The following is a 13116-nucleotide window of genomic DNA, read 5'->3' as shown; positions in this document are numbered from 1 at the left end:
TCAGCCTAGGTCAGCCGACGCTCACCTGTGCGCCCGCGGTCTCCCCGTCCACCGGCTCACCCATCTCCTCGGCGATCCGGCTGGCCTCCTCGATGAGGGTCTCGACGATCTGGGACTCGGGCACGGTCTTGATGACCTCACCCTTGACGAAGATCTGCCCCTTGCCGTTGCCGGAGGCGACCCCGAGGTCGGCCTCGCGGGCCTCCCCCGGCCCGTTGACGACGCAGCCCATGACCGCGACACGAAGGGGGACGGTCAGCCCCTCCAGCCCTGCGGTCACCTCGTCGGCCAGCTTGTAGACGTCGACCTGGGCCCGGCCGCAGCTCGGGCAGGAGACGATCTCCAGCTTCCTCGGACGCAGCCCGAGGCCCTGCAGGATCTGCTGGCCGACCTTGACCTCCTCCACCGGCGGGGCGGAGAGCGAGACGCGGATGGTGTCGCCGATCCCCTTCGAGAGAAGGGCACCGAAGGCGGTGGCGGACTTGATGGTCCCCTGGAAGGCCGGACCGGCCTCGGTGACGCCCAGGTGCAGCGGCCAGTCGCCCGCCTCGGCGAGCAGCTCGTACGCGCGCACCATCGTCACCGGGTCGTTGTGCTTGACCGAGATCTTGAAGTCGTGGAAGTCGTGCTCCTCGAAGAGCGAGGCCTCCCACACGGCGGACTCGACGAGCGCCTCGGGGGTGGCCTTGCCGTACTTCTCGAGCAGCCGCTTGTCGAGGGAACCGGCGTTGACGCCGATCCGGATGGAGGTGCCGTGGTCCTTGGCGGCCTGGGCGATCTCCTTGACCTGGTCGTCGAACTTGCGGATGTTGCCGGGGTTGACCCGCACCGCCGCGCAGCCGGCCTCGATCGCGGCGTAGACGTACTTCGGCTGGAAGTGGATGTCCGCGATCACCGGGATCTGGCTGTGCCGGGCGATCGCCGGCAGCGCCTCGGCGTCGTCGGCGCTCGGGCACGCGACGCGCACGATGTCGCACCCGGCCGCGGTCAGCTCCGCGATCTGCTGCAGCGTCGCGTTGACGTCCGTGGTGTTGGTCGTGGTCATCGACTGCACCGAGATCGGGCTCTCGCTGCCGACACCGACCGAGCCCACCTTGATCTGGCGGGTCCGGCGGCGAGGGGCGAGCACCGGGTCGGGGGCCTTCGGCATTCCCAGGGAGACGTTCATGGCCCCCATTATGGCTCCCGCTCCCGGGATCAGGTCAGGCGCACCGGTGAGACGATGTCGGCGTAGACGAGCAGCAGCGTCATGCCGATGAAGGCGAGGGCCACCACGTAGGCGAGCGGCAGCGCCTTGGCCACGTCGACCGGGCCGGGGTCGGGGCGCCGCCGCGCCCGGGCCCAGCCGCGCTTGACCGCCTCCCAGAGCGCCCCGGCGATGTGCCCGCCGTCGAGCGGCAGCAGGGGGATGGTGTTGAAGGCGAAGAGGACGAGGTTGAGCGAGCCGAGCAGGCTGACGAGCAGGATCGCCTTGTCCGAGGTGTCGCCGAAGACGTCGGAGCTCGCGACCTCACCGGCGACCCGGCCCACGCCGACGACCGACATCGGCCCGTTGGGGTCACGTTGCGCGTCGCCGAAGGCCGCCTGGGAGACCCCGACGAGCTTCTGAGGGATCTTCACGAGCAGCTCGTAGGTGTCCCCGAGGGCGTCGCCGAAGAGACCGGGCACGGCCGTGAGCGGCTGCGGCTGCACCTCCCGGGTGCCGGAGACACCGAGGAAGCCGGCCCGCTCGCTGCGGATCGACCCGTCGGCCTCGTGCTCGACCTTGCCGTCCTCGTCGTAGACCGGCATCTGCATGACGATGGGGTCCGCGGTCAGCTGCTTGGCCCGCCCGTCCCGGTCGACGGTGATGTGCAGCTGCTTGCCCAAGTTGCCGCGGATCGCCTGGCTGACGTCGTCCCACGTCGAGATCGAGTGGCCGTTGATCGCCGTGATGGTGTCCCCCGGCTTGATGCCCGCCGCGTTGGCCGGGGCGACCGGCATGTCCGAGGTGCACGTGTCCTTGGAGGACTGCCCCACCTGGGAGATGTCGACGCACTGGCTCACCGAGGAGACCTGCGGCGTGGTCACGGCGATCCCGTGGAGCGTGAAGATCCCGGTGAAGAGGACCAGGGCGATGAGCAGGTTCATCACCGGCCCGCCGAACATGATGACGACCCGCTTCCACACCGGCAGCTGGTAGAACATCCGCCCGTCGTCGCCGGGACGCACCTCCTCGAGGCTCTGCTGCCGGGCCTCGTCGATGAGCTGACCGAAGCGGCCGGTGCTCGAGGCCCGCGTCCGCATCGGGTCCTGCCCGGGGGCGGGCGGGAACATCCCGATCATCCGGATGTAGCCGCCGAGCGGCACCGCCTTGACGCCGTACTCGGTCTCCCCGCGGCGACGCGAGAAGATGGTCGGTCCGAAGCCGACCATGTACTGGGTCACGCGCACGCCGAACTTCTTGGCAGGCACGAGGTGGCCCACCTCGTGCAACGCGATCGACAACGAGACCCCGAGGAAGGCCAGCACGACCCCGAGTGCGTACAGCAGCATGGGGTCATCGTCTCATTGTCGGCCGGGGACGCCCCCCAGCACCACGGTGGCCTCGCGGCGAGCCCACGCATCGGCCGCGAAGACCCCTTCGACCGTGTCGGAGTCGTGCTCGTCCGGGTCGTGGCGCTGGACCACCTCGGCGACCGTGCCGACGATGTCGAGGAAGCCGCAGCGGCCCTCGTGGAAGGCGTCCACCGCGACCTCGTTGGCGGCGTTGTAGACCGCCGGCCGGCTCCCCCCGGCGGCCCCGACCTCCTGGGCGAGGCGCACCGCGGGGAAGGCCGAGTGGTCGACGGGCTCGAAGCGCCAGTCGGCCGCCTGCGTCCAGTCCACGGGCGTCTCGACGTCGACCAGTCGCTCCGGCCAGGCGAGCCCGAGCGCGATCGGCACGAGCATCGTCGGCAACCCGAGCTGGGCGACGACGGCGCCGTCGTGGAACTCGACCATCGAGTGGATGATCTGCTGCGAGTGCACGACCGCCTCGATCGAGTCCATCGGGACGTCGAAGAGCAGGTGCGCCTCGATCAGCTCCAACCCCTTGTTCACCAGGGTGGCGCTGTTCGTCGTGATGACCCGACCCATCGCGAAGTTCGGGTGCTGCAGCGCCGCCTCCGGGGTCACCTCGGCGAGCTCGTCCACGCTCATCCCGCGGAAGGGGCCACCGCTCGCGGTCACGACGAGCCGGCGCACCTCCTCGTGGGACCCCGACCGCAGGCTCTGCGCGATCGCGGAGTGCTCGGAGTCCACCGGCACGATCTGACCGGGCCCCGCGGCGGCCCGCACGAGCGGGCCGCCGATGATCAGCGACTCCTTGTTCGCCAGCGCCAGCCGCGCGCCCGAGCGGAGCGCGGCCAGGGTCGGCCGCAGCCCGATGGCGCCGGTGATGCCGTTGAGCACGACGTCGGTCTCCCTCGCGGCGACCTCCGTGGCCGCCTCCGGGCCGACGAGGACCTCCGGGGCGTAGCCGGTGGCCCCTGCATCGTCGGCCGCGGTGGCCACCGCGGCGCGCAGCTCCTCCGCCGTCCCGGTCGCCGCCGCGACGACGTCCGGCCGGAAGCGGGCGGCCTGCTTGGCCAGCAGGCCGGTGTTGGACCCCCCGGAGATCGCCGCCACCTCGAACCGGTCGGGGTGCCCGCCGATGACCTGCAGCCCCTGGGTCCCGATCGAGCCGGTCGACCCGAGCAGCGTGACCCGGGTACTCATGCCTGCACCCGCCCCTCGGCGCGGGAGGAGCTGATGGCCGTTCGCCTCGCCAGCCGGTTCTCCCGGCGGATCTCGGCCTCGTGGAAGCGGCGCCGCTCCTCCGGCGTCTCCGGTGCCAGCTCGGGGACGGAGCGGGGTCCCCCTTCGCCGTCCACGGCCACGAAGACCAGGTAGGCGCTGGCGACGTGCACCCGGTCGGTGACCGCGTCCCACCGGTCGACCTCGGCACGCACGCCCACCTCCATGGAGGTCTGCCCGGCCCAGTTGACCTGGGCGCTCACGTGCAGCACGTCCCCGACCCGGACGGGGTTGTGGAAGGCCATCTCGTCCATCGCCGCCGTGACGGCCGGCCCTTGGGCGAAGCGGTTGGCCGAGACCCCGGCGGTGTCGTCGACCATCTTCATGATGTTGCCGCCGTGCACCGTGCCCAGGAGGTTGGCCTCGGCATTGGACATGACTCGGGAGAGGGTGATGCGGGTGTCGGTGGGTGTGGTCACCCGGTCATCCTCCCAAAACGCCCGCCCGGCACTCAGCGGTCGGCCACGACGACGCTGACCCCCGGGTACTCCTCCTCCAGCGAGGAGAGCACGCCGAGCACCCCCGGGTCGGCCCCGCCGTCCGGCTCGGTGTCACCGGGGGCCCAGACGAGGGTCCACGGGCCCTCGTGCCGGTCGGCCACGTCGCGCAGGCAGTCCATGAGGGCATCGAGGTTGCCCCCGAACCACTCCGGGAAGTCCAGCACGTCGGCGAAGCGGGCGAGCACCTCCGCGCGCGTGGTGCCGCCGTCGACGACGTGGACCCGGTCGGTGCCCGCGCGGGCGCGGGCGAGCAGCCCGTCGACGCCCTCGGAGTCGATATGGATCACTGTCCCTCCTCGATCTGCCGGAAGCTCGCGTAGTGGTCGTCCGTGTAGTAGCTGTCGCCGTCCTCACCGCTGACGATGCGTCGGGCACCGCGGTCGTCCTCGCCGGGGGTGGGCACGGTGTACTCGCTGTAGTAGCCGCGCTCCTCCTCGGGCAGGATCCCCTCCCTGTTCTCGAAGGTGATCCCGTCCCGGTCGTGGGGGAAGGGCCCGCCGTCGTGGATCAGCTCCAGGGTCTCCCGGCCCTCCGGCGGCAGCTCGGAGGCCGGGACGGTCGCCAGCCCGGAGTCCGGGGTCGACCCTGCCGAGGCGCTGCTCGAGGTGTCGGGCGGGTTCGGACCGCGGCCGATCCCGCGGGGGTCTCCCCCGGTGAGCAGGATCCACGCCACGACCAGCAGGAGGAAGACTCCACCGCCGATCCGGATCCACCGGCGCCACCCGCGCGGCTCAGGGCGCGATGCCGACATACTTCGTCTCGAGGTACTCCTCGATCCCCTCGAAGCCGCCCTCGCGCCCGAAGCCGGAGTGCTTGACCCCGCCGAAGGGGGCCGCCGGGTTGGACACGACGCCCTGGTTGATCCCGACCATCCCGAACTCGAGGGCCTCGCTCACCCGCAGGGTGCGGGCGCCGTCCTCGGTGAAGGCGTAGGCGACGAGCCCGTACTCGCTGGAGTTGGCCAGCCGGATCGCCTCCTCCTCGCTCGTGAACGTGGTGATCGGCGCGACCGGGCCGAAGATCTCCTCCCGCAGCACCCGGGCCCCCTCGGGCACGTCGGCGAGCACGGTCGGCGGGTAGAACCAGCCCTTGCCGGTCGGCACCTCGCCTCCGGTGAGCACGGTGGCCCCCTTCGTGACGGCGTCCTCGACCAGTTCGGCGACGTTGCCACGGGCCGCCTCGGTGATGAGGGGGCCGACCTCGGCCCCCTTCGCCGTGCCCTTGCCGACGGTCAGGGCGCCCATGCGCTCGGCCAGCCGGGCGGAGAACTCCTCGGCGACCGACTCGTGGACGATGAAGCGGTTGGCCGCGGTGCACGCCTCGCCGATGTTGCGCATCTTCGCCAGCATCGCGCCGTCGACCGCCCGCTCCAGGTCGGCGTCCTCGAAGACGAGGAAGGGGGCATTGCCGCCGAGCTCCATGGAGACCCGCAGCAGCTGGTCCGCGGACTGCCCGACGAGGGTGCGGCCGACGCCGGTGGAGCCGGTGAAGGTCAGCTTGCGCAGCCGCGGGTCGCGGATGATCGGCTCGCTGACCTCGGCGGTCCGGCTCGTCGTGATGACGTTGAGCACGCCGGCGGGCAGTCCGGCCTCCTCGAGCACGCGGGCCAGGGCGAGGGTGGTCAGCGGGGTCTCGCCGGCGGGCTTGAGCACCACCGTGCACCCGGCCGCGAGCGCCGGGCCGACCTTGCGGGTGCCCATCGCGAGCGGGAAGTTCCACGGCGTGATCGCCATGACCGGGCCGACCGGCTGGCGCATGGTCACCAGCCGGGTGCCACCGCTCGGGGCCACGGCGTAGCGGCCGTGGATGCGCACCGCCTCCTCGGCGAACCACCGGAAGAACTCCGCCCCGTAGGTGACCTCGCCACGGGACTCGGCCAGCGACTTGCCCATCTCGAGGGTCATCAACATCGCGAAGGTCTCGGCCCGCCCGGTGAGCAGCTCGAAGGCCCGGCGCAGGATCTCCGAGCGCTCGCGCGGATCCGTCGCGGCCCAGTCCGCCTGGGCCGCGACCGCCGCGTCCAGGGCGGCCCTGCCGTCCTCGACGGAGGCATCGGCGACCTCGGTGAGGGTGCGCCCGGTGGCGGGGTCGTGGACGGCGAAGGTGGCCCCGCCCGTCGCCGGGCGCCACCGCCCGTCGACATAGAGGCCCGTGGGGGCGAATTCGAGTGCGGACTTCTGCGTCACGGCTGGCATGGAGCACACGGTAGAGGGTGACGGTGACGACGGTCACCCTCGGCGCGTGCCACCGCCGCTCGAGTTTCGACCCTCCCCCGTGGCACGTACCGTTTGCGGTGACCCGGCCGAGACGAGCAGAAGGCGGAGACAGTACATGCGCGACCGACGATGGGCCCTTCGCCTCGGTTCAGGAGTGGCCGGCCTCGCCCTGGCCCTCACGGCCTGCTCCGGCGGGGGCTCCTCGGAGTCGGCCGACGGGGGCGGCAATTCCTCGCCGTCCTCCGCCGAGGCCTCCGAGCCGGGACCGCCGTCGGTGGTGAAGAAGTACTCGCTGAAGAAGCCGAAGCCGCAGGTCGAGGGCGAGGACCGCAAGGCCAACGAGGCGCTGCGCTCCTTCGCCGAGGCGATGGGCTCCGGCGACCGCGCCGCGGTCGCGGACGTCCTCTACGCGCCGACGCCCGAGGACCAGAGCATCGTGGACAAGAGCCTGCGGATCTTCGAGGGCGCGGACTGGGACTTCGAGGGCGCCCGGTGGACCGAGGACGGCGTGCACGGTCCCTGCTACCTGCTGCAGGGCGAGGCGGGCGGTGAACCGGTGCACATGGCCGGCTGGGCCTCGTGGAACGACACCCTGGAGGAGTGGGAGTTCGGCACCCTCGGCCTGCCCGGTTCTCCGGAATACCCCGACGTTCCGAGCTGCTGACGTCACAAATCCTGCATGGCCAGGCGGAAACTGGCGAAGATCATCCTGTTCTGAGATCCTGAAGGTGCCGGAAATCCCGCATCTCGTCCTGGAGGGTGGTCCCCGTGTCCCCGTTCACCCATGTCCTGCTCGACCAGGCGCACAGCAGCGCCTGGTCCATCGACCCCGCGGTCGCCGAGCGGATGAACCCCGCCAACCCGGCCGATGCCAGCCTCGCGCGCTCGGTCGCCGTGCTGCGCGAGCGGGGCAGCGACGTGCGCGCCCACGAGAGCGGTGAGCTGACCCCGGAGGCGCTCGCGGGTGTCGACGTCCTCGTCCTCCCCCACCTCGCCGCGGCGGCGAGCGAGCGGGTGGCCGGCGACCTGCCCCCGGTCCTGAGCCCCGCCGAGATCGATGCCGTGACCGAGCACGTGGTCGCCGGCGGCGGGCTCGTCGTCCTCGGGGAGTGCGACCAGGACTCGCACGGCAACAACATCGGCGAGGTGCTCGCGCGCTTCGGTCTGCACCTCGTCTCCACCCTCGTCCACGAGTCCCGCGACGGCGGGCACCGCCACCACGCCAACGCCACCTGGGTCCTCGCCGAGACCGACGCCGGCCCCGGCCAGGGCGTCATGGCCGGGATCGAGGAGCTCTGCTTCTACCGCGCCGGCACGATCGACACCTCCGGTGCACCGACAGCCCGCGTCCTCGCCCGCACCAGCGGCACCGCCCACCCCGCCGGCCAGCCGTTGGCCGTCACCCTCGAGCACGGGCAGGGACGCGTCGTCGTGCTCGCCGACTCCGACCTCGTGGGCGATGACTCCATCGGCGAGCTGGACCACGAGGAGTTCTGGGTCAACCTGATCACGTGGGCAGGGAACGGGTCCCGGCGCTTCGAGGCTCCGGCCGGAGGCGGCCTTCGCACCTCAGCAACCGGTTCGGGGGCGGTCCCTGAGGTGCGAAGCGCCCCCGGCGCTGAGCCTCGAAGGGCGGTCCCCGAGGAGTGGCACGCGCTCAAGGCCGCCGTGGAGGAGCTGCGCCTGCTCCAGGCGACGGACGGCTCCCTTCGCCCCGAGGCGGACCGGGAGCGGGCCGCGGCACTCGTGGCCGAGATGATCGCGCGGGTCGGCGAGCTCGCCCCGCGCTTCCCGCACGACGCGGACTACCTCGCCGCGCTGCCGGTCGACCTGCAGCGCTGGGTCGACGGCGGCTTCGGCGTGCCCGACTTCCTGATGAGTCTGCAGGCCTTCCGGCCCGACCGCCACCGCGTCGACGGCGCCGAGCACCTCGTCCTCTTCCCGATGTACACCCAGAACGGCAACCCGGACCGTGTCTTCGAGGCCGTGCTCCTCTCCACCTTCTGGCCGGACTGGCTCGCGGGTGTCGAGGCCGACTTCGAGAACCCGATGTTCCTCTCGGTGCAGTTCCTCGACCACACCCCCGGCTACGACACCAACTCCGCGGTGCTCTTCCCCGAGACGGTGGCGGTGCGCGAGGTGCCGACCTTCCACTGGGGGGCAATCTTCTCCGACCGCGAGGCCGCCCGCTTCCGCCGGGTCACCGCCGCGGCCGCGGAGATCCTCGACCTCGAGCTGCCGCCGGAGGGCGAGCGGCTCGTGGCCTCCCAGGAGCTGGCGCAGTCCGCCTTCGCCATGTGGGACCTCGTGCACGACCGCACCCACAGCCACGGGGACCTGCCCTTCGACCCCTTCATGATCAAGCAGCGGATGCCGTACTGGATGTACGCGCTGGAGGAGCTGCGCTGCGACCTGAACACCTTCCGGCAGTGCGTGCGGCTCGCCGAGGAGGGCCACCCCTACGCCCGCGCGGTGCAGCTGGCGATCATCTTCGACCGGGGCTTCCGCTTCCCCGTCACCGGCGAGCGCCACCGCAACTACGACGGCCTCGGCGGCCAGCTGCTCTTCGCGTGGCTGCACCAGCACGACGCGCTGCGCTGGACCGACAACCGCCTGACCTTCGACTGGAGCCGGGTGCCGCAGACCGTGGTCGCCCTCTCCGACGAGGTGGAGCGGCTCTACCGCGACGGCATCGACCGCTCGAAGGTGGGCCACTGGATGGCCGCCCACGAGTTCATCAGCCGGTACGTCGCGCCGCACCCGGCGTCCGCCTGGGCGAAGGGGGCCGCCGGCCTCCCCCTCGACGGTCCCCGCAAGGGCCTGAACGACGCCGTGCTGCCCGACGAGTTCCCGCTCAACGTCTTCTTCGAGGCGCTGCGCAAGAAGCTCGCCCCCGTCATCGACTCCACCCGGGGCCTCACCGGCACCCACGACCCGCGGGCCGAGGAGTCCGGGGCGGACTCCCGCTCCCTCGAGCAGGAAGGCAGGATGTCGGCGTGACCGACACGACCACGACCGAGCCCACCCCCTTCGCTCCGATCCACGACCCCGCCGAGCGGGGTTTCGCCAGCGACAACTACGCCGGGATCCACCCCGAGGTGCTCGCGGCGATCGTCGCCGCCAACGGCGGGCACCAGGTCGCCTACGGCGAGGACGTGTACACCGCCCGCCTGAACGAGGTGCTCGGTGAGGTCTTCGGCGCGGCGGTGGAGGTCTACCCGGTCTTCAACGGCACCGGGGCCAATGTCCTCGCCCTGCAGGCGGCCACGCCCCGCTGGGCGTCGGTGCTGGCCACCTCGACCGCCCACATCCACGCCGACGAGGCCGGCGCTCCGGAGCGGATCGGCGGGCTGCGGGTCAACGTCATCGACACCCCGGACGGCAAGCTCACACCCGAGCTCATCGCCGCCTACCCCGACCGGACCGGCGACGAGCACTTCGCCCAGATCGGGATCGTCTCGATCACCAACTCCACCGAGGTCGGCACGGTCTACACCCCGGCCGAGATCCGTGCGGTCGCCGATGCGGTCCACGAGCGTGGCTGGGTGCTGCACCTGGACGGCTCCCGCCTGTCCAACGCCGCTGCCGCCCTGGGCGTCGGGCTGCGCGAGCTGACCACCGACGTCGGGGTCGACATCCTCTCCCTCGGCGGCACGAAGATCGGCGCTATGCTCGCCGAGGCGGTCGTCGTCCTCTCCCCCGAGCGGGTCGCGGGCCTCGTCTGGCTGCGCATGCAGTCGATGCAGCTGGCGAGCAAGATGCGCTTCATCTCCGCCCAGCTCATCGCCCTCTTCGAGGGGGACCTGTGGCGGCGCAACGCCCTGCACGCCAATGCGATGGCCCGCCGGCTCTCCGACGCCGTGGCCGGCATCGAGGGGGTGCGGCTGGTGACCCGGGTCGAGGCCAATGCGGTCTTCCCCATCCTCCCCCGCGTCGCGAGCGAGCGGCTCATGGAGCGCTTCCGCTTCTACTTCTGGGACGAGACGACCGGCCAGGTCCGGTGGATGTGCGCCTGGGACACGACCGAGGCCGACGTCGACGCCTTCGCCGAGGCCGTCCGCACGGAGATGACCAGCCGGTGAACATTTCGTGCGTCCCGCCACATGCACAGCACGCTGTCAGGCGCACGCGGTAGCCTAGGGGGGTAGTGAGCACCCCGAAGAGCATCACGCGATCGCCGCTGACCAGTGCGCCCGCACTCGCCGGCACCTTCATCGTGCTCACGCTGCTCGTCGCCGGGCCCCTCGTGCCGGTCGACAAGGCGTTGCAGGGCTACTGGGCCAAGCGCTACACCCCGAACTGGGCAGACTTCCTGGACGCGGCCCCCAACGCCCTCGCCGGCCAGGCGGTCTGCCTGCCGATCCTGCTCGCGGTAGCGCTGTGGCTGGCGCGCAAGCACCGCACCTGGCACCCGCTGGCCATCGTCGTGGCCGCCGAGGTCGGCTTCTACGGCGGCATCGGGACGCTGAAGTTCGTGCTCGCCCGCAGCTACCCAACCGCCGGCAACGGCCACTTCTGGGCCGGAGGCATGATCGAGCACGGCGCGCACGGCATCTCCTACCCCTCCGGGCACGCCGCGGAGGCCATCCTGATCTACGGCGCGGCGGCCTACCTGTTGCGCACCTATGCCGAGCCGGACTGGCGCATCCACCGCCGGCTGAACTGGATCGTCGCGCTCGTCACCGCCAACGCCCTCGTCGTCTCCTTCTACCTGGGCTTCCACTGGCCGAGCGACCTGCTCGCCGGCGTGATCGCCGGGGCACTCGTGCTGCGCCTCATCGTCGACGGCGACCGTGCGATCGCGACCAGGCGCACCTACTACGGGATCCGGCTGGACAAGATCGTCCCGTCGATCCTCCACCTGCCACCTGCCCAGGCCGCGCGGGTCCCGCGACCGGCCGGGGAGGCTCCCGCGGCGGTCGTGCGCACCAGCTCCTCACCGGCACGACCGGCGAAGGGGGCGGCCCCGGGACGTCCGGCGCCGCCGCGGCGACCGCCCCGGCCCTCGATCCGGATCGGGGAGCCGCACACGTGGGTCGCCCCGAGCGCCCCGCGACCCGGCAGGATCGACCCCCGCGACGAGGGCGATCGCGACCGGATCGCGAGCTGAACCCGGCTCAGTCGAGGCTGGCCATCACGTGCTTGACGCGGGTGTACTCCTCGAATCCGTACATCGACAGGTCCTTGCCGTGTCCGGAGTGCTTGAAGCCCCCGTGCGGCATCTCGGCGACGAGCGGGATGTGGCAGTTGATCCACACGCACCCGAAGTCCAGCCGCCGACTCATCCGCATCGCCCGACCGAAGTCCTTGGTCCAGACGCTGGAGGCGAGGCCGTACTGGACGCCGTTGGCCCAGGCCGCGGCCTGGTCCTCGTCGGAGAACTTCTGCACCGTGATGACCGGACCGAAGATCTCGTTCTGGATCGCCTCGTCGTCCTGGCGCAGGCCGGAGACGACCGCCGGTGAGAGGTAGAAGCCCTCGCCGAGTTCCGTGACGCGGGTGCCGCCCGCGGCGAGGTCCGCGTGGTCCGGCAGGCGCTCGAGGAAGCCGCTGACCTTCGCCAGCTGGTCGCGGTTGTTCACCGGGCCCAGGAGCGCGTCCTCGTCACCCGGCAGCCCCACCTTCGCCTCGTTCCTCGCGTACTCGGACAGCGCCGCGACGAAGTCGTCGTGGATGCCCGGGCCGGCGAGCACCCGGGTGGCGGCGGTGCAGTCCTGACCGGCGTTGAAGTACCCGGCCTCACCGATCCCGGCGACGGCTGCCTCGATGTCGGCGTCGTCGAAGACGACCACCGGGGCCTTGCCGCCCAGCTCGAGGTGGGCCCGCTTGAGGTTCTTCGCGGCGGACGTGGCGACCTCCACCCCGGCGCGGACCGACCCGGTGATCGCGACCATCGCCGGGCTGTCGTGCTCGACGACCCGGCGGCCGGTGTCGCGATCGCCGACGACGACGTTGAAGGTGCCCTCGGGGAGGAACTCCGAGGCGATCTCCGCCATGAGCAGGGTGGTCTCGGGGGTGGTGTCACTGGGCTTGAGCACGATTGTGTCGCCGGCGGCGAGCGCGGGGGCGACCTTCCACGTGGCCATCATCATCGGGTAGTTCCACGGGGTCACCTGGCCGACGACGCCGAGGGGTTCCCGGCGCACCCAGCTCTCGAAACCCCGCATGTACTCCCCGGCCGACTTGCCCTCGAGGACGCGCGCGGCGCCGGCGAAGAAGCGCAGCTGGTCCAGCATCATCGGGATCTCTTCGCTGGCGGTGAGGGCGCGGGGCTTGCCGGTGTTCTCCGACTCGAGCCGGATGAGCTCCTCGGAGCGCGCCTCGAGGGCGTCGGCGAACTTCAGCAGGGCCGTCTGCCGTTCGCCGGGGGTGGTCGCCCCCCACGTGCCGAAGGCCTTGTCCGCGGCGGCGTAGGCGCGGTCGACGTCCGCCTGGCCGCTCACCGGGGCGCTGGCGACGACCGATCCGCTGGAGGGGTCGACGATGTCCATGCGCTCGTCGGCGGCGGACTCGAGATAGTCACCTCCGATGAAGTTCCGGAGCGGGCGCGGGGCAGCTGGGTTGGCGGTCAACGGAGGTTCTCC

General features: G+C 71.7%; 12 protein-coding genes. 4 read left to right on the top strand and 8 right to left on the bottom strand.

The window, feature by feature from the left end; translation table 11 throughout:
- Nucleotides 1–10: 10 nt before the first annotated feature.
- Genes ispG through JCO01S_RS04695 form a run of 7 tightly spaced genes read right to left on the bottom strand, consistent with a single transcriptional unit; the run spans nt 11 to nt 6511 of the window.
- Entirely contained in the window at nt 11–1168 is a 1158-nt protein-coding gene (gene ispG / locus JCO01S_RS04725) for a flavodoxin-dependent (E)-4-hydroxy-3-methylbut-2-enyl-diphosphate synthase (RefSeq protein WP_068251680.1), read from the bottom strand.
- Between the two features lie 29 nt (nt 1169–1197).
- On the bottom strand, nt 1198–2535 hold the full coding sequence (locus tag JCO01S_RS04720; protein WP_068251484.1) for a M50 family metallopeptidase: 1338 nt from the start codon (nt 2533–2535) through the stop codon (nt 1198–1200).
- A 12-nt stretch (nt 2536–2547) separates the two neighbouring features.
- Nucleotides 2548–3738: a 1-deoxy-D-xylulose-5-phosphate reductoisomerase gene (gene dxr, locus JCO01S_RS04715; protein ID WP_068251481.1), complete on the bottom strand. Its 1191-nt coding sequence runs from the start codon at nt 3736–3738 to the stop codon at nt 2548–2550.
- Nucleotides 3735–4235 (bottom strand): acyl-CoA thioesterase, encoded by a 501-nt coding sequence (locus tag JCO01S_RS04710; RefSeq protein WP_218002220.1) that lies wholly within the window; start codon nt 4233–4235, stop codon nt 3735–3737. Before JCO01S_RS04710 ends, dxr begins: the two co-directional genes overlap by 4 nt.
- A gap of 32 nt (nt 4236–4267) precedes the next feature.
- Nucleotides 4268–4603 (bottom strand): barstar family protein, encoded by a 336-nt coding sequence (locus JCO01S_RS04705; protein WP_068251478.1) that lies wholly within the window; start codon nt 4601–4603, stop codon nt 4268–4270.
- Nucleotides 4600–5067 carry a guanyl-specific ribonuclease gene (locus JCO01S_RS04700; RefSeq protein ID WP_068251475.1) on the bottom strand — a complete coding sequence of 156 codons (468 nt, stop codon included), beginning with the start codon at nt 5065–5067 and terminating at the stop codon, nt 4600–4602. The genes JCO01S_RS04705 and JCO01S_RS04700 overlap by 4 nt, the downstream gene beginning before the upstream one ends.
- Nucleotides 5048–6511, bottom strand: coding sequence for an NAD-dependent succinate-semialdehyde dehydrogenase (locus JCO01S_RS04695; RefSeq protein WP_068251472.1), 1464 nt, complete (start codon nt 6509–6511; stop codon nt 5048–5050). Before JCO01S_RS04695 ends, JCO01S_RS04700 begins: the two co-directional genes overlap by 20 nt.
- Nucleotides 6512–6647: 136 nt before the next feature.
- On the opposite strand from JCO01S_RS04695, the gene JCO01S_RS04690 reads away from it, so the two are divergent.
- From JCO01S_RS04690 to JCO01S_RS04675, 4 genes are all read left to right on the top strand, one after another.
- The gene (locus tag JCO01S_RS04690) at nt 6648–7196 is read left to right on the top strand and encodes a hypothetical protein (protein WP_157074481.1); all 549 of its coding nucleotides are present in this window, start codon (nt 6648–6650) and stop codon (nt 7194–7196) included.
- 104 nt (nt 7197–7300) lie between these two features.
- Nucleotides 7301–9532 carry a DUF6421 family protein gene (locus tag JCO01S_RS16405; RefSeq protein ID WP_068251674.1) on the top strand — a complete coding sequence of 744 codons (2232 nt, stop codon included), beginning with the start codon at nt 7301–7303 and terminating at the stop codon, nt 9530–9532.
- Complete coding sequence (locus JCO01S_RS04680; protein WP_068251466.1) at nt 9529–10614, top strand: threonine aldolase family protein; 1086 nt, start codon at nt 9529–9531, stop codon at nt 10612–10614. The genes JCO01S_RS16405 and JCO01S_RS04680 overlap by 4 nt, the downstream gene beginning before the upstream one ends.
- Nucleotides 10615–10679: 65 nt before the next feature.
- Nucleotides 10680–11642 carry a phosphatase PAP2 family protein gene (locus JCO01S_RS04675; RefSeq protein ID WP_068251463.1) on the top strand — a complete coding sequence of 321 codons (963 nt, stop codon included), beginning with the start codon at nt 10680–10682 and terminating at the stop codon, nt 11640–11642.
- A 7-nt stretch (nt 11643–11649) separates the two neighbouring features.
- Here JCO01S_RS04675 and JCO01S_RS04670 read toward each other — a convergent pair whose 3' ends face one another.
- Entirely contained in the window at nt 11650–13104 is a 1455-nt protein-coding gene (locus tag JCO01S_RS04670; RefSeq protein ID WP_281189171.1) for a gamma-aminobutyraldehyde dehydrogenase, read from the bottom strand.
- Nucleotides 13105–13116 lie beyond the last annotated feature (12 nt).

It is taken from the genome of Janibacter corallicola NBRC 107790 (genome assembly GCF_001570965.1).
In the GTDB taxonomy this organism is placed as follows: Bacteria; Actinomycetota; Actinomycetes; order Actinomycetales; family Dermatophilaceae; genus Janibacter; species Janibacter corallicola.
Note: the sequence above shows the minus strand (reverse complement) of the source record. Positions and strands in the feature narration are given on the sequence as shown.